Consider the following 16,281-nt stretch of genomic DNA (forward strand, 5'->3'; position numbering starts at 1 on the left):
AAAACATGACGCTACGCATCGGCCGCCGCGCTTATGCGGAAATGTTCGGCCCGACCACCGGCGACCGCGTGCGCCTCGCCGACACGGACCTCATCATCGAAGTCGAGCGCGATTTCACCACCTACGGCGAAGAAGTGAAGTTCGGCGGCGGCAAGGTGATTCGCGACGGCATGGGCCAGTCGCAGCGCGCCGCCGCCGATGTGGTCGATACCGTCGTGACCAACGCGCTGATCCTCGATCACTGGGGCATCGTGAAGGCCGATATCGGCATCAAGGGCGGCCGCATCTTCGCGATCGGCAAGGCGGGCAATCCGGACATTCAGCCGAACGTGAACATCGCGATCGGCGCGGCGACGGAAGTGATCGCGGGCGAAGGCATGATCGTCACGGCGGGCGGCGTCGACACGCACATCCACTTCATCAGCCCGCAGCAGATCGACGAAGCGCTCGCGAGCGGCGTCACGACGATGCTCGGCGGCGGCACCGGCCCCGCGACAGGCACCAACGCGACGACCTGCACGCCGGGACCGTGGCACATGGAACGCATGCTGCAGGCCGCCGATGGCTGGCCGGTCAATCTCGGCTTTCTCGGCAAGGGCAACGCGAGCTTGCCGGAGCCTTTGATCGAGCAGGTGAAGGCGGGCGCGATCGGGCTTAAGCTGCACGAGGACTGGGGCACGACGCCCGCCGCGATCGACAATTGCCTCTCCGTCGCCGACGACACCGACACGCAAGTCGCCATCCACACCGACACGCTCAACGAAGCGGGCTTCGTCGAGACGACCATCGCCGCATTCAAGGGCCGCACGATCCACACGTATCACACCGAAGGCGCGGGCGGCGGTCATGCGCCGGACATCATCAAGGTGGCGGGCGAATCGAACGTGCTGCCCTCTTCCACCAATCCGACGCGTCCCTACACCATCAATACGCTCGACGAGCATCTCGACATGCTGATGGTGTGCCATCACCTCGATCCGTCGATTGCGGAAGACATCGCGTTTGCGGAGTCGCGCATTCGCCGCGAGACGATCGCGGCGGAAGAAATCCTGCACGATCTCGGCGCCTTGTCGATGCTGTCCTCCGATTCGCAGGCGATGGGCCGCGTCGGCGAAGTCATCATCCGCACGTGGCAGACGGCGCACAAGATGAAGGTGCAACGCGGCGCGCTGGCCGAGGACAACTCGCGCAACGACAACTTTCGCGCGAAGCGTTATGTCGCGAAGTACACGATCAATCCGGCGATCACGCATGGCATCGCGCATGAAGTCGGTTCGATCGAGCCGGGCAAGTGGGCCGATATCGTGTTCTGGGAGCCGGCGTTCTTCGGCGTGAAGCCCGCGATGATCGTCAAGGGCGGCATGATCGCGGCCGCGCAGATGGGCGACCCGAACGCCTCGATTCCGACGCCGCAGCCGGTGCATTACCGCGAGATGTTCGCCACGCGCGGCGGCGCGCTCGGCAAGACGTCGCTGACGTTCGTGTCGCAGCTGGCGGCGGAATCGCGCATCGCGGATCGTTATGGATTGAAAAAGCAGATCGTCGCGGTGAAGAACTGCCGCAATGTGACGAAGGCCGACATGATTCACAATGCATGGCAGCCGTCCATCAGCGTCGATCCGCAGACCTACCAGGTGATCGCCGATGGACAATTGCTCACCTGCGATCCCGCCACCGTTCTGCCGATGGCGCAGCGCTATTTTCTGTTCTGAGTGCCCATGCGTACCATCGACAAACGTCTGACCGCCAAGCTCGCGCCCGTGCTCGTGAAGCGCGCGCCCACCCTGACCCTGCCGTTCGATGCGCGCGGCAAGAGCCGTCTCGCCGCCACGCTCGACAACGGCGAGGAAGTGGCCCTCGTGATGCCGCGCGGCACCGTGCTCGCTGACGGCGACATGCTCGTCGCGGATGACGGCGGCTTCGTACGCGTGGTCGCGGCGGCGGAGGACGTGCTCGTCGTGCGCGCGCCGAGCGTGCGGCTTCTGACACGCGCTGCGTATCATCTCGGCAACCGGCATACGCCGGTGGAAGTCGGCGCGGACTATCTGAAGCTCGAAGCCGATCCCGTGCTCGAAGACATGCTGAAGCGCCTCTCCGTGCTCGTCGCGCATGAGTCGCAGCCGTTCCAGCCCGAGACGGGCGCGTATGGCGGCGGCCACAAGCACGGCCACGACGAGACCTTCAGCGAGGACTACGCGCTCGCGCAGAAGGTCTTCGACGAGCATCACGGGCATGATCATTCGCACGACCACGATCATTCGTCGTGCAGGCATGACCATAGTCACGACCACGATCATAATCATCATCACGGCCATGCACATCGCTGAGCTGACGGCGCTGCTGCATCTCGCGTCGCCGGCGTTGCCGATCGGCGCGTTCAGCTATTCGCAAGGCCTCGAAGCGGCGATCGAGCACGGTCTGATCCACGACGGCGACAGTGCGCGCGACTGGATCGCGAGCGGCTTGAACAACGTGCTCGCGCGCGGCGAATTGCCGTTGCTCGCGCATCAGATCGGGCACTGGCGTTCGCACGATGCAGCCGCTTTGCTCCACGCGAACGATGAATACATCGCGAGCCGCGAATCGGCGGAACTCAGACGCGAAACCGAGCAAATGGGCTGGTCGCTCGCGCAACTGTGTGCATCGCTCGAATGGGGCGACGCGGCACGCCGCGCGACGCTCGCCGCGATCAAGCCGATCGCGCAACCGACCGCCTTCGCATTCGCCGCGTTCGCGCACGACGCGGCACCCGAAGCCGCGCTCGCAGCGTATGCGTTCAGCTGGGTCGAGAATCAGGCGGCCGCCGCGCTCAAGGCCGTGCCGCTCGGCCAGCTCGCGGGGCAGCGCATCATCGTCGCGTTGCGTGAGCCGATCGAAGCCGCCGTGCGCCGCGCGCTCGATACATCGCCCGAACAGATCAATACTTTCGCGCCGCAACTCGGCATTTTGTCGGCGCGGCATGAATCGCAATACTCGCGGCTTTTCCGCTCTTGAGACGATATTCCATGAACGCTCCCGCTTATTCTTCCGCCGCTCGCCGAACCAAGAAACTGCCGCCGCTGCGCGTGGGCGTGGGCGGGCCGGTCGGTTCCGGCAAGACCACGCTGCTCGAGATGCTCTGCAAGGCGATGCGCGAGAAATACGATCTCGTCGCCATCACCAACGATATCTATACGAAGGAAGATCAGCGCCTGCTGACCGTCGCGGGTGCGCTGCCGGCCGAGCGCATCATGGGCGTCGAAACGGGCGGCTGCCCGCATACGGCGATCCGCGAGGATGCGTCGATCAATCTCGAAGCCGTGGATCGCATGGTGTCGAAGTTTCCGGATGCGGATATCGTGTTCATCGAATCGGGCGGCGATAACCTCGCGGCGACCTTCAGCCCCGAGTTGTCCGACCTGACGATTTACGTGATCGATGTCGCGGGCGGCGAGAAGATTCCGCGCAAGGGCGGGCCGGGGATCACGAAGTCGGATCTGCTCGTGATCAACAAGACGGATCTCGCGCCTTATGTCGGCGCGAATCTCGATGTGATGGCAAGCGATGCGAAGAAGATGCGCGGGGAAAGGCCGTTCGTGATGTGCAATCTGAAGGCGCTCGAAGGGCTGGAGGCGGTGGTTGGGTTTATTGAGAAGAAGGGGTTGCTCGTCGCGTGACGGACGCGCTTATTTCCCCGCCTCCCCCTCTTCCAGCAACGCCCCCAGCACACTCACCGTACGCTCCGTCGCGCCGCGGTGCCGCGCCGCGAATGCCGACGCCGCCGCGCTCATCGCCAGCCGCCGGGCGCGGTCGCCGAAAATCTCGCGCAGGCCGCGCGCGAGATCCTGCGGGTCCTGCACGCGCAGCGCGGCGCCCGCCGCGATCGCGTCGTTGGTCGCCTGCGTGAAATTGAACGTGTGCGGCCCGATCAGCACCGGCACGCCCGCCGCGCACGCCTCGATCAGATTCTGCCCGCCGAGCGGCAACAGACTTCCGCCGATGAACGCGAGATCCGCCGCCGCGTAATACGCGCCGAGCTCGCCCATCGAATCGCCGAGCAGCACCTGCACGCTCGCCGGCAACGGTTCCGGCACATCCGCGCCCGATCCCGCCGCGACGGGCTTCGGCGCCCACAGCGAGCGCCGCGCGCTCGTCAGCCCCAGGCTCGAAATCAGCGCGGACACTTCATCGAAACGCTGCGGATGACGCGGCACCAGAATCAGCAGCGCATTCGGCACGTTCAGCGCCGCGAACGCGCGCAGCACCAGCGTCTCTTCACCCTCGCGCGTGCTGGCCGCCACCCACACCGGCCGATCGCCGATCGCCGCGCGCCACGCCTGACCGCGCGCGACGAGTTCGGGCGGAGCGGTCATGTCGAATTTGAGATTGCCGAGCACCGCCACGTTGCGCGCGCCGAGCGCGGTGAGTCGTTCGGCGTCGGACGGCGTCTGCGCGAGCACGCGCGAAAAGCCGCCGAACACTTCGCGCACGGCGCGCCCGAACTTCGCCGCGCGCCGGTACGAACGCTCGGACATGCGTGCATTCGTCAGCACGAGCGGCACGTCGGCGCGCTTGCATTCGTCGATGAGCGTCGGCCAGACCTCCGTCTCCATCACGATGCCGAGCGACGGCCGCCACGCGCGCAGAAAGCGCCGCACGAGCACCGGCAGATCGTAGGGGAGATAGCTGCGCAGCACGCGATCGCCGAACAGTTCGACGCCCGTCGCGCGGCCGCTCGGCGTCATGTGCGTGAGCAGCACGCGCGCCTCGGGATGCGCCTTCAGCAAGGCGTCGATGAGCGGTTGCGCCGCGCGCGTCTCGCCGACCGATACCGCGTGCACCCAGATGAGCGGCGCGAGATCGTCGGCGCGGCGCGGGGCAACCCGCCCAAAGCGCTCGCCGATATGCTCGCGGTAACCGCGCTCCTTGCGCGAGCGCATATAGAGCCGCAGCACCGCGAGCGGCGCGACGATCCACCAGAGCGCCCGGTAGACACGTCTGAGCATCGTCGCCGATGCGCCTGGAGAAGCCGCGCCGCTCAAACGAGCGCCCGGCCCTTCAGGCGCTCGAGAATGCCGAGCGGCGCGCACTCGGGACGCGCCATCGCCTTGACGGGCAAAAAGAAGGTCTGCTCCATCATGAACTGGCCGGACATCACCGCGTGCGAAGTGTGATCGGAGAAGCAGACCCACACCGAGCCGGGCGGAAACGGCATCGTCTCCTGCGGCGAAGTCTTCTGATAGTCGAGATCGGCCTTCATTGCGTCATGCAGATGCAGCATCAGATGGTCGTACTCGCTGCGCGGCGATTTCGTGACATGCAGCAGATTCATGAGCCACGCGGAGCCGGGCATCTGCGCCTTGATGCCGGGAAGGAAGCGCTGCGCCATGTCCTCGAACGGTTCGCCCACGCGCCAGACGCGCGGCGCGCCTTTCGGGTTGATGTTCGTGAACACGCGCAGGATGCGCTCGCCGTAGTTCGGCCGCGACGGGAAGGCATCGACGTGCAGGCGGCTGTCGTCCTTGCGCCAGGAAGTCTCGCGCGTTTCGACCTGATGCAGCCGAAGACTCGTGGGCGCGGCCCGCAGCGTGCCGTCGTACTCGGGAAAGAGCCCGTCGACGAGCGAGCGCGCATGATCCTGATAACGCTTGATGAGCGAGCGCACCGCCGATTGCATCACGTTGTCGCCGAGCACGCCGGCAAGCGCGCCGCCGTTGGGCGCGAGGCTGATGTTCTTGCGCTTCGGGTCCGCGATCTGCGGATCGAGCAGCGCGACTTCGCCGCCTTCGATCGGAAACCGCAGATTGGGGAAATACAGCACCTTGCCGTTTTCGACGCCGGCAAGGAGCGTCTCGCGCGGCACGGACAAATTCTTGCCCTGCCAATCGCCCGACGCGACTTCGATGATTTGAGATTCCGTCATTGTGTCTACGACCTTGAGTTGTCCGCGCACGGCGCCGCGCACGATGGACACGCTACAGCAGGCCGAAGCCCGCGAGCGCGGTCTTGACTTCGGAGAGCGTCGGATGCCGGCTCGCGTCGCCGAGATTGACCACCTGCGGCGACCAGTAGCCGCCGGTGCGCCATGCGGTCGAGAAATTGTACAACTCGACGGTCGGACGCTTCAGCGCCGCGGCAATATGCACCAAGCCCGTATCGACGCCGACGGTCGCAGCAGCCCCGTCGATCAGTCCGACGACCGCGGGCAGCGACATCTTCGGCGGCACGATCGCGGCTGCGCCGAACTCCTTCGCGAGTTTTTCGCTCGTTTCGCGTTCGGCGTCGCTGCCCCACGGCAGCACGATCGATGCACCGCGCGTCACGAGCGCCTGTCCGAGTTCGATCCACGCGGCTTCGGGCCATTGCTTGTCGGCGCGCGAGGTGGCGTGCACGAACACGACATACGGCACCGGCAGGTTCAGCCCGAGCTCGGAGACGGCGAGCGTCGCGCGTCGTGTGTCGAGGCCGAAGTCGATGTCGTCGGTCATCTGCGGCTTCGGCAGATCGAGCGCCGCCGCCACCAGTTGCCGCGTGCGCTCGACCACATGCGTGCGCGGCTCGATCGGCACGCGCCGGTCGTAGAAGAAGCGCACGGGCCATTCGTAACCCGCGCCGTCCGTCCGGTTGCCGAGGCCGACGAGCGGCCCGCGCGCCCAGCTCGCGACCCACGCGGTCTTGATGAGCCCCTGGCAGTCGATCACGAGATCGTATTTCTCGGCGGCGAGTTCGCGTTTGAACTTGCCGATCTCCCGCCAGTTCGCGGGCGATGTGAACGCGCGTCGCCAGCGCCTGAGCGAAAACGGAATCGCGCGGCGCACGCCGTGAACCAGTTCGACGAGACTCGCGAAGCTTTCCTCGACGAGCCAGTCGATCTGCGCATCGGGATAGCGGCGGCGGATGTCGGCGATGGCCGGCATGTTGTGGACGACGTCGCCGAGCGACGACACGCGGACGATCAGGATCTTTTGCACGCTGAGATGGGGAGGCGCGGACTGCGCGGCGGAAGTGAGCGGGAAAACGGGGATTTTAGCGCGGCGCACGCGTCACATAAGCAAAAAACGGCACGGTCGCAAAACCGTGCCGCTTTATCATCCACTGCGCAAGCCGTTCAGAACGGCAACTTCGCGTCCGGCTTCTCCGCCATGATCACCCGGCGAAAATCTTCCTGAATGCGCTTGAGCGCCGCGTCGCTATCCGCCTCGAAGCGCATCACGACGACCGGCGTCGTATTCGACGAGCGCGCCAGCCCGAACCCATCGGGGTATTCCACGCGCAAACCGTCGATCGTCAGCACATCGTCCGCGCCGGTGAACTTCGCGTTCTGTTGCAGCTTCGCGATCAGCGCGAAGTTTTCGCCCTCTTCCAGCTTCAACTGCAACTCGGGCGTCGACAGCGAATTCGGCAGATCGTTGAGCAGCTTGCTCGGGTCCGCCACGCGCGAGAGGATTTCCAGCATGCGCGCGCCGGTGTACAGGCCATCGTCGAAGCCATACCAGCGATCCTTGAAGAACACGTGGCCGCTCATCTCGCCCGCGAGCGGCGCGCCCGTCTCGCGCAGCTTCGCCTTCACGAGCGAATGGCCGGTCTTCCACATCACAGGCTCGCCGCCCTGCTCGCGCACCCACTTCGCCAGATTGCGCGTGCACTTCACGTCATAAATGATCTGGCCGCCCTTGTTTCGCGACAGCACTTCCTGCGCGAACAGCATCAACTGGCGATCCGGATAGATGACCTGCCCGTCCTTGGTCACGACGCCGAGACGATCACCGTCGCCATCGAATGCGAAGCCGACTTCGGCATCCGTTTCCTTGAGCGCCTTGATCACGTCCTGCAGATTTTCAGGATGCGCCGGGTCCGGGTGATGGTTCGGGAAGGTGCCGTCTATTTCCGTGAACAGTTCGACCAGCTCGCAGCCGAGCGCCTTGAACAGCTTCGGCGCAAGCCCGCCCGCGACGCCGTTGCCCGTGTCGACGACGATCTTCATCGGGCGCACCGGCTTCACGTCCGACACGATGCGGTCGAGATACATCTGCGATACGTCGAACTCGGTGTACGAGCCCTCGCCCGTCGTGAAGTCGCTGTCGACGATGCGCTTGTACAAGCCCTGAATCTGTTCGCCGTAGATCGCCGCGCCGCGCAGCACCATCTTGAAGCCGTTGTAGTCGGGCGGATTGTGGCTGCCCGTCACGACCATGCACGAATCCACGCGCCGCTCGCCAGAAGGCAACGGCAGCGGCACGCTCGCCGCGAAGTAGCCGACCGGCGTGGGCACCATGCCGACATCGACGACATCGACACCCGCCGCGCGCAAGCCCTCGGCGAGCGCGCCGACGAGCTCGGGACCCGACAGACGCCCGTCGCGCGCGACCACGACCGAGTCGCCGCCCTGCTTTTTGATCTCGCTGCCGAAGGCCTGGCCGATGCTCTTCGCAACGTCCTTGTCGACCGTCTTGCCGACGATACCGCGAATGTCGTAGGCCTTGAAGATGGATTGGGATACTTGGCTCATGAGATGGCTACCTCTTCTCTATTAATTGATGGATTCTCGGCGATGCAGCCATGAGGGCGTGCAGGTCGTGACGGTTGACGCACCGCTGCAGCGGGAACGCGCGAACGACTGCCAGATGACGTATCGAATTCTGCCTATGCGTCTGATAAATCAACACGAAAGATACATTTGGATGCATTGGATGCAGAACCGGAGCGGCGGGCGGCGAGTGTGCTGCGTGATCGCACTTATAATCGCTGTCTTTCGGCGCTCTCGGGATTGCCGCGCGCCGGAACAAACCCAGTTCAAGCCTGCGCGTTCATTCTAATCCAATGCTCAAACGCTCTTTCGCCTCGATGCCTTCGAATGAGGCGCGTCCGCGCGCAAACACACAAAAGTTGACGGATGACGCCCATTTTTCAAGTCATCAGGTTTCGGTAGCACGCCGCGTGCCCATTTGCGCGGCGGGACTGACCGAATGAAGGCGCTGACGCGCTCCGGCAATCCGGACGTCGCCCGCGCGCTCGCCAATGTCGTGTGGCTCGGGTTCGAGCGGCTCACGCAGATCGCCGTCGCCATCGTCATTTCGGGCCTGCTCGCGCGCTATCTCGGCCCCGATGACTTCGGCAAATGGCAATACGCGAACACGCTTTTGCTCGTGATCGCGCCGATCACCTGGGTGTGCGGCGCGGAGATTCTCGTGCCGACGATCGTCAACCGCCCGCCCGCCGAAACCGGCGCGGTGCTCGGCAGCGCGTTCGTGCTGCGCATGGGCGTCTCGGTCGTCGCGCTCGCGCTCACCTGGACGTGGATCGCGGCGGGCGGCACCGATCCGATGGTCGGGCTGATGCTCACCGGTCTCGCCGTCACGCTGCTGTTTCGCGAGCCGTTCATCGGCGTCGTGAATTCGTGGCTGCAAAGTCTCACGTATAGCAAGCCGCAACTCATCGCGAGCATGGCCGCCGCCATCGTCAAGGCGGCGCTCGTGTTCGCGCTGGTGCGCGCAGCGGCCGCGGCGCCGGGCTTCGGCTGGCTCTGGGCGCTCGAAGCCGTGGCGATCAGCGCCGCGCTCGTCGTGTACTACATGCGCCGTCACGGCGGCAAGCTCGGCTGGCGTGTCGATCGCGCGCTGTTCCGGCATTTCGCGAGCGCAGGCACGGTGTTCTGGCTCGGGCTCATCTGCATGTATCTGTTCCTGAAGCTCGACCGGCTGATGCTCGCGCATCGCGTATCGTTCGCCGAACTCGGGCTGTACTCCGCCGCGCAGCAGTTGAACGAGAACTGGATCGCGCTCGCGCTGATGCTCTCGCAGACCATCGCGCCGGCGTTCATCTATCGCGTGCAGGAAACCGCGCGCCTCAGACGCAACCTCGTGCGCCTGTTCGCGATGACCGCCGCGCTGATGATCGCGGGCGCCGCCGTCCTCGACGCGCTCGCGGGCTTCATCATCGCGCGCGTGTTCGGGCCGAACTATGCCGGCGCCGCCGATATCTTCCGCTGGGCCGTGTGGCTTTCCGTGCCGGCGGGCATCGAGGCGATCGGCAATCTCGTCGTGCTGAAATATCAGGCGAAGTACGTGCTGTTGTCGAAATGGCTGCTCGCGCTCGCGGTCGCGTTCGCGGTGAACTGGTTCGCGATTCGCCGCTTCGAAGGTTACGGCGCGCTGCTCGGTCTCGCGGCGGGTTATGTCGCGGCGGCGTCGGTGAACTTCTACTACATTCGCTTCCGGCTGCGCGCATGAACGATCTCTCCGATGTGACCGTCCTGATGCCCGCATTCAACGGCCAGGCCGAGGTCGAACGCACGCTCGCGTCGTTCAGCGAAACATCGACGGTCGATGTCCTGATCGTCGACGATGGCAGCACGCCACCGATCGCAGCTCCAGTCATCGACGGCATGCGGATCGCAATTCTGCGGATGCCGCAAAACGGCGGCATCGAGCGCGCGCTCGAAGCGGGCGTCGCAGCGCTCGCGGCGCGCGGCGTAAACTATGCGGCGCGCATCGACGCAGGCGATCTCGCCACGCCAGGCCGTCTCGCGAAACAGCGCGCGTATCTGGACGCGCATCCGCGAGTGGCCGTGCTGGGCATGTGGACGCACGTCGTGTCGACCAGCGGCGCGCCGCTCTTCGACCTCACGCCGCCGACCGAGCCCGCCGCGATCCGCCGCATGATGCTCGCGCGCACGTGCTTCACGCATCCGTCGCTGATGCTGCGTGTCGACGCCGTGATCGAGGCAGGAAACTATCGCGCGCAGTACCGCGCCGCCGAGGATCTCGATCTGATCCTGCGGCTGCTCCAGCGGCATGACGGCGCGAATCTGCCGGAGTTCGGCCTCTTCTACGAACTGAACGAAAGCGGCATCAGCGCGACGAAGCGGCGCGCGCAGGTGATCTCGACGCTGCGGCTGCAACTGCGCTACCTGCGCGTGTCGAATCCGCTCGACTGGCTCGGCGTGACGAAGAGCATCGCGCATCTGGTGTTGCCGTATCGCGCGCTGCGCGGCCTGAAGGCGCGGTTTCTGAAAAGCACTTCTTCCGCGTGACATTTCCAATGTTTGAGCGCTCTTCCGGATGACGAAAGAAAAGTCGAGTCTTCGCATCGCCCTCGTGTGCAACACGGCGTGGGCGATCTACACCTACCGGCGCGGCGTGCTGCGCATGCTGGCCGCGCGCGGCGCGCAAGTGACGATCATCGCGCCGCGCGACCGCACCTTCGAGCCGCTCACGGAGATGGGCTGCCGCTGCGTCGAACTGCCGGTGGCGTCGAAGGGAACGGACCCGCGTCAGGATCTGAAGACGCTCGCCGCGCTGTATCGCGAATATCGCGCGACGCGTCCGCATATCGTGTTTCACTACACGATCAAACCGAACATCTACGGGTCGCTGGCCGCGATGCTCGCGCGCGTGCCGTCGATCGCGGTCACGACCGGTCTCGGCTACGTCTTCATTCAGAAGAGCCGCACGGCGCAGGTCGCCAAGCGGCTGTACCGTTTCGCGTTCCGCTTTCCGCGCGAAGTGTGGTTTCTGAATCGCGACGATCACGACGCGTTCCTGCACGAGAATCTGCTCGCGCATCCGGATCGCGCGCGGCGTCTGCATGGCGAAGGCGTCGATCTCGATGAATTCGCGTTTCAGCCGCTGCCCGCGCGCGAGGATTTCGTGTTCATCCTGATCGGCCGGCTGTTGTGGGATAAAGGCGTCGCGGAATATGTCGAAGCCGCGCGCCGCATTCGCGCGAAATTTCCGCACGCGCGTTTCCAGTTGCTCGGGCCGGTCGGCGTCGACAATCCGAGCGCGATCAGCCGCACGGACGTGCAGAAGTGGGAAGCGGAGAATATCGTCGAATATCTGGGCGAAGCGAACGACGTGCGCCCGCTCGTGGCCGCGGCCGATTGCGTCGTGCTGCCGTCGTATCGTGAAGGCGTGCCGCGCACGCTGATGGAAGCGTCGGCTATGGGCCGGCCGATCGTCGCCACCGATGTGCCCGGCTGCCGCGAGGTCGTCGAGCACGGCGTGAACGGCCTGCTCTGCGAGGTGAAGAACGCCGACAGCCTGACGCAGGCGCTCGAACGCATGCTGACGCTCTCCCACGACGAACGTGAAGCGATGGCGCAGCGCGGACGCGCAAAAGTCACCAGCGAATTCGACGAAAAAAACGTCGTCGAACGCTACAAGGGCACAATACATGCCATTACCGGCATTTCACTCTGATTCGAGTTTTCTGGAGAACGCATGATGAATGGCAATCAGTCGCCGAACACGGGTGCGAAAGGCACGATTCTCGTCACGGGCGGCGCGGGCTTCATCGGTTCGCATACGTGCGTGGAACTGCTCGGCGCGGGTTATGGCGTCGTCGTCATCGACAATCTCGTCAACAGCCGCGCTGAAGCGCTGAAGCGCGTCGAGCGCATCGCGGGAAAAAGCGTCGCGTTCTACGATGCCGATGCGCGCGACGAAGCCGCGCTCGGTCGCATCTTCGATGCGCACGAGATCACTGGCGCGATTCACTTCGCCGCGCTGAAGGCCGTGGGCGAATCGGTCGCGAAGCCGGTCGAGTACTACAGCAACAATATCGGCAGCCTGCTCGCCGTGCTCAACGTGATGAAGGCGCGCAACGTGCGCAACTTCGTGTTCAGTTCGTCCGCGACGGTCTACGGCGTGCCGCAAAGCGTGCCGATCGACGAATCGTTTCCGCTCTCGGCGACCAATCCTTATGGCCAGTCGAAACTCATCGCCGAGCAGATTCTGCGCGACCTCGAAATCTCCGATCCGTCGTGGCGCATCGCGACGCTGCGCTATTTCAATCCGGTGGGCGCGCATGAGAGCGGCCTGATCGGCGAGGATCCGGCGGGCATTCCGAACAACCTGATGCCGTATGTCGCGCAGGTGGCGGTCGGCAAGCTGGAACGCCTGCGCGTGTTCGGCAGCGACTACGATACGCACGACGGCACCGGCGTGCGCGATTACATCCACGTTGTGGATCTGGCGCGCGGGCATATCGCGGCGATCGACGCGCTGAAGACGCTCGACCGCAGCTTCGTCGTGAATCTCGGCACGGGCCAGGGCTATAGCGTGCTCGATGTCGTGAAGGCGTTCGAAGCGGCGTCGGGCAAACAGGTGCCGTACGAACTCGTGCCGCGCCGTCCGGGCGACATCGCCGCCTGTTACGCCGATCCGGCCGCCGCCGCGAAGCTGATCGGCTGGCGCGCGGAGCACGGCATCGAACGCATGTGCGCGGACCACTGGCGCTGGCAGTCGCAGAATCCGCAAGGGTTCGCGTAAAGTCTCGCTGCGGCCCGCACCGGCGTTTTCGACGATGCGGGCCTGCTTTCCCCAACCGGTTCTATTTCATGCTTAGTTTCGCGCTTGCTTTTCTGATCTCGCTGCTCGTGACCTTGTTGATCGTGCGCTTCGCACACCTTCAGGAGGGCGTGCTCGGCGACACCGATCTCGCCGGCGTGCAGAAGTTTCACGCGCGGCCGGTGCCGCGCATCGGCGGCGTCGGCATCCTGTGCGGGCTGACGGCATCGGCCGTGCAATTGCGATGGGGCTATCCGGCGGTGTCGGGCGGGATTCTCGGCATCGTCGCATGCGGGCTGCCGGCGTTTCTCTCCGGGCTCATCGAAGACCTGACCAAGCGCGTCTCACCGCTTGCCCGCCTCATCTGCACGATGGCCGCGGCGGGCCTCGCCTACGCGTTCCTGAATATCGCGGTCACGCGCATCAGCGTGCCGCCGCTCGATTTCCTGCTGTCCTACGCGATCATTTCGTGCGCGGTGACGGTGCTCGCCGTCGCGGCGCTCGCGAACGCGGTGAATATCATCGATGGCTTCAACGGCCTCGCGTCGATGGTCAGCTTCATGATGTTCGCCTCGCTCGCCTACGTGGCGTTCCAGGTGCACGATCCGGTCGTGCTGTCCGGCTCGCTCATCATGATGGGCGCGGTGATGGGCTTCTTCATCTGGAACTTCCCCGCCGGCCTGATCTTTCTCGGCGATGGCGGCGCGTACTTCGTCGGCTTCATGCTGGGCGAACTCTCGATCATGCTCGTGATGCGCAACCGCGATGTTTCCGCGTGGTATCCGGTCTTGCTCTTCATGTACCCGATCTTCGAGACGTGCTTCTCGATCTACCGGAAGAAGTTCATTCGCGGCATCTCGCCGGGCATTCCGGACGGCGTGCATCTGCACATGCTCGTCTACAAGCGTCTGATGCGCTGGGCCGTGGGCGCGAAGAACGCGCACGAACTCACGCGGCGCAATTCGCTCACGTCGCCGTATCTGTGGCTGCTGTGCCTGGTCGCGGTGATTCCCGCGACGCTCTTTTGGCGGCACACGGTGCATCTGTTCTGCTTTGTCGTCGTGTTCGCGGCGACGTATGTGTGGCTCTACATGAGCATCGTGCGCTTCAAGGCGCCGCGCTGGCTGGTGTTCCGCCGGCCGCACACCGCGAAGAAATGAGCTGTCTTGTCGCGCGATGAACGCCGCCCCGCTCCGGGCGGCGTTTTCGTTTGCGGCCTTGCTTACTTCAGATGCTTGCTGAAGAAGTCGGCAGTGCGGCCGTTGGCGAGCTTCGCGGCGGCCGCATCGTAATGCGCGCCCTGGTTGCGCGCGAACGCGTGATGGCAGCCCGGATAGGTGAACGCCTCGACGTTCGCATGCCCTTTCGCCGCCGCGAGCACGCGATTGCGCGCGTCGGCGGGAATGAACTCGTCTTCTTCGGCGAGATGCAGCATGAGCGGAACCTTGATCTTCGGCAATTCGGCGAGGTATTGATCGGTGCCGCCGCCGTAGTAGGAGACCGAGACGTCCACATCGGTGCGCGCGGCGCTCAGGAACGACAACAGGCCGCCGAGACAGAACCCAACCGAACCAATCTTGCCCTCCACCTGCGATAGCCCGCGCGCGAAGCCGATGGTCGCCGCGATGTCCTCCACGCCCGTGTTCACGTCGAACGCGTTGTAGTACTTCAGCGCCTGCTGCCATTCGGCTTCGGTGCGGTCGGTGAGCTCGACGTTCGGCTCGAGCCGCCAGAACAGGTCGGGACATAGCGCGACGTAGCCTTGACGCGCGTATTCGTCACAGGTTTCGCGCATGTCGGCGTTGATGCCGAAGATTTCCTGGATCACGACCACGGCAGGCGCGGGCGTTTGCGCGGGGTACGCGACGTAGGCGTCGAAATTGCCGTCGGGGGTGGAGATGCTGAGCATGTCGGACATGGGGGTCTCCTGGGTGAGAGTGAGATTGCCTGAAGTCATGTGGTGGGTCTGGATCGGCCAACGTACTGCTTGAGCAGGTCGGCCAGTTCCTTTACCAGAGTCTGCCAGATTGTGAGACTGTCTTTGTTGTCTTCCTTGTCGCCAGTCTCCCGGAAGACGAGGCGAACGAGGGGCAGCAACGCCACCGCGACAAGCGAAGCGATGACGACGAGCGGCATGAGCAACAGGATCGCCTGAGGCTGATCGGCCCGAAGCGACTCGCTGAACACGCGCAAGCCGAACGAGCGAACCCACAGCGCGAACATGGCCACCAACGTCACGATCAGGCCAACCATTCCGAAGAAAGCATAGTTCCGGAATTTGCGAAACTGCCGTCGGTCGGCAATATATTCTTCGACCAGAGACAACCGCTTGACCGACCATTCATCATCGGACAATCTGGCTTTACGAGCGGACAATTCAGCGCGCGGGCTCTTCTCCTTTGGTGGGTCAGTATTCATGGCGCCCAACCTAGTCTCTTGAGCTTGTGTTCCAGAGCAATTTCGGTGACTCCGAACATTTCTCTCAACGTCTCGAAGCTGCCGATATTCCTTTTCTCGATAAGTATTTCGACGGCAAAACCGGGGATCAACAACTCGAGGGCAAATATGTTGGCTTGCCTCTCGATCGCATCGAGTTGCACCGTTGCGAACTCATCAGCCGTATCGACGAACCAGTCGCCATGATCCAGCATGAAGTGCCCCAATTCATGAGCGATGGTAAAGCGCTGACGCATCTCCGGCTCATTCGGGTTCGTGTAGATATGCGGCCGTCCATCCACGAATTCGAAGCGCCCGAAAGCGTCACCCAGATCGGGATCGTGCTCGACCGTCACTTGCGCGGCACGCGCGATGACGGCCGGATCGACCGGTAGAAACCCATCCCAGTACTCTGAAAGCATGTACCGCGCAGCCATTGTCGGCATGATGATTGTTCTCCATCAGCAATTCATTGCTCGCAACAGACGTTTCGTTATCCTGTGCGTTATCGCGATGAAGCATATCATCGGCCTTCAGGCGTCTCCATGCCCCTATTCCGAATGGCTAATGCTGAGGA

At 64.2% G+C, this 16,281-nt stretch carries 16 protein-coding genes; 9 read left to right on the top strand and 7 right to left on the bottom strand.

The window, feature by feature from the left end:
• Window positions 1-5 precede the first annotated feature (5 nt).
• Genes ureC through ureG form a run of 4 tightly spaced genes read left to right on the top strand, consistent with a single transcriptional unit; the run spans window position 6 to window position 3,656 of the window.
• The gene (ureC, locus tag BTHE68_RS09805; RefSeq protein ID WP_162066158.1) at window positions 6-1,712 is read left to right on the top strand and encodes an urease subunit alpha; all 1,707 of its coding nucleotides are present in this window, start codon (window positions 6-8) and stop codon (window positions 1,710-1,712) included.
• Between the two features lie 6 nt (window positions 1,713-1,718).
• Window positions 1,719-2,327 carry an urease accessory protein UreE gene (gene ureE, locus BTHE68_RS09810; protein WP_162066159.1) on the top strand — a complete coding sequence of 203 codons (609 nt, stop codon included), beginning with the start codon at window positions 1,719-1,721 and terminating at the stop codon, window positions 2,325-2,327.
• Window positions 2,314-2,994 (top strand): urease accessory protein UreF, encoded by a 681-nt coding sequence (locus BTHE68_RS09815; RefSeq protein WP_162066160.1) that lies wholly within the window; start codon window positions 2,314-2,316, stop codon window positions 2,992-2,994. The genes ureE and BTHE68_RS09815 overlap by 14 nt, the downstream gene beginning before the upstream one ends.
• Window positions 2,995-3,005: 11 nt before the next feature.
• On the top strand, window positions 3,006-3,656 hold the full coding sequence (ureG, locus tag BTHE68_RS09820; RefSeq protein WP_162066161.1) for an urease accessory protein UreG: 651 nt from the start codon (window positions 3,006-3,008) through the stop codon (window positions 3,654-3,656).
• Window positions 3,657-3,665: 9 nt separating this feature from the next.
• Here ureG and waaA read toward each other — a convergent pair whose 3' ends face one another.
• The 4 genes from waaA to BTHE68_RS09840 all read right to left on the bottom strand — a co-directional run bounded on the left by waaA (window position 3,666) and on the right by BTHE68_RS09840 (window position 8,488).
• Window positions 3,666-4,985, bottom strand: coding sequence for a lipid IV(A) 3-deoxy-D-manno-octulosonic acid transferase (waaA, locus tag BTHE68_RS09825; RefSeq protein WP_162066162.1), 1,320 nt, complete (start codon window positions 4,983-4,985; stop codon window positions 3,666-3,668).
• A gap of 32 nt (window positions 4,986-5,017) precedes the next feature.
• A complete protein-coding gene (kdoO, locus tag BTHE68_RS09830; RefSeq protein ID WP_162066163.1) occupies window positions 5,018-5,902 on the bottom strand; it encodes a Kdo hydroxylase KdoO in 885 nt (294 codons plus the stop codon).
• 52 nt (window positions 5,903-5,954) lie between these two features.
• The gene (gene waaC, locus BTHE68_RS09835; RefSeq protein ID WP_353622648.1) at window positions 5,955-6,896 is read right to left on the bottom strand and encodes a lipopolysaccharide heptosyltransferase I; all 942 of its coding nucleotides are present in this window, start codon (window positions 6,894-6,896) and stop codon (window positions 5,955-5,957) included.
• Between the two features lie 191 nt (window positions 6,897-7,087).
• Window positions 7,088-8,488, bottom strand: coding sequence for a phosphomannomutase/phosphoglucomutase (locus BTHE68_RS09840; protein WP_162066165.1), 1,401 nt, complete (start codon window positions 8,486-8,488; stop codon window positions 7,088-7,090).
• A 457-nt stretch (window positions 8,489-8,945) separates the two neighbouring features.
• On the opposite strand from BTHE68_RS09840, the gene BTHE68_RS09845 reads away from it, so the two are divergent.
• The 5 genes from BTHE68_RS09845 to BTHE68_RS09865 all read left to right on the top strand — a co-directional run bounded on the left by BTHE68_RS09845 (window position 8,946) and on the right by BTHE68_RS09865 (window position 14,428).
• Window positions 8,946-10,208 (top strand): oligosaccharide flippase family protein, encoded by a 1,263-nt coding sequence (locus BTHE68_RS09845; protein WP_162066166.1) that lies wholly within the window; start codon window positions 8,946-8,948, stop codon window positions 10,206-10,208.
• The gene (locus BTHE68_RS09850) at window positions 10,205-11,011 is read left to right on the top strand and encodes a glycosyltransferase (protein ID WP_162066167.1); all 807 of its coding nucleotides are present in this window, start codon (window positions 10,205-10,207) and stop codon (window positions 11,009-11,011) included. Before BTHE68_RS09845 ends, BTHE68_RS09850 begins: the two co-directional genes overlap by 4 nt.
• A 28-nt stretch (window positions 11,012-11,039) precedes the next feature.
• Window positions 11,040-12,179, top strand: coding sequence for a glycosyltransferase family 4 protein (locus tag BTHE68_RS09855; RefSeq protein ID WP_162066168.1), 1,140 nt, complete (start codon window positions 11,040-11,042; stop codon window positions 12,177-12,179).
• A 24-nt stretch (window positions 12,180-12,203) separates the two neighbouring features.
• On the top strand, window positions 12,204-13,250 hold the full coding sequence (galE, locus tag BTHE68_RS09860; protein ID WP_162066851.1) for a UDP-glucose 4-epimerase GalE: 1,047 nt from the start codon (window positions 12,204-12,206) through the stop codon (window positions 13,248-13,250).
• Window positions 13,251-13,318: 68 nt separating this feature from the next.
• Entirely contained in the window at window positions 13,319-14,428 is a 1,110-nt protein-coding gene (locus BTHE68_RS09865) for an MraY family glycosyltransferase (RefSeq protein WP_162066169.1), read from the top strand.
• A 62-nt stretch (window positions 14,429-14,490) separates the two neighbouring features.
• On the opposite strand, the gene BTHE68_RS09870 is transcribed toward BTHE68_RS09865, so the two are convergent.
• The 3 genes from BTHE68_RS09870 to BTHE68_RS09880 are packed head-to-tail and all read right to left on the bottom strand — an operon-like array spanning window position 14,491 to window position 16,150.
• The gene (locus tag BTHE68_RS09870) at window positions 14,491-15,186 is read right to left on the bottom strand and encodes a dienelactone hydrolase family protein (protein ID WP_162066170.1); all 696 of its coding nucleotides are present in this window, start codon (window positions 15,184-15,186) and stop codon (window positions 14,491-14,493) included.
• A gap of 35 nt (window positions 15,187-15,221) precedes the next feature.
• Window positions 15,222-15,686 carry a hypothetical protein gene (locus BTHE68_RS09875; protein ID WP_162066171.1) on the bottom strand — a complete coding sequence of 155 codons (465 nt, stop codon included), beginning with the start codon at window positions 15,684-15,686 and terminating at the stop codon, window positions 15,222-15,224.
• Window positions 15,683-16,150, bottom strand: coding sequence for an ImmA/IrrE family metallo-endopeptidase (locus BTHE68_RS09880; protein ID WP_162066172.1), 468 nt, complete (start codon window positions 16,148-16,150; stop codon window positions 15,683-15,685). The genes BTHE68_RS09875 and BTHE68_RS09880 overlap by 4 nt, the downstream gene beginning before the upstream one ends.
• Between the last annotated feature and the right edge of the window lie 131 nt (window positions 16,151-16,281).

This window comes from Burkholderia sp. THE68 (genome assembly GCF_009938265.1).
In the GTDB taxonomy this organism is placed as follows: Bacteria; Pseudomonadota; Gammaproteobacteria; order Burkholderiales; family Burkholderiaceae; genus Caballeronia.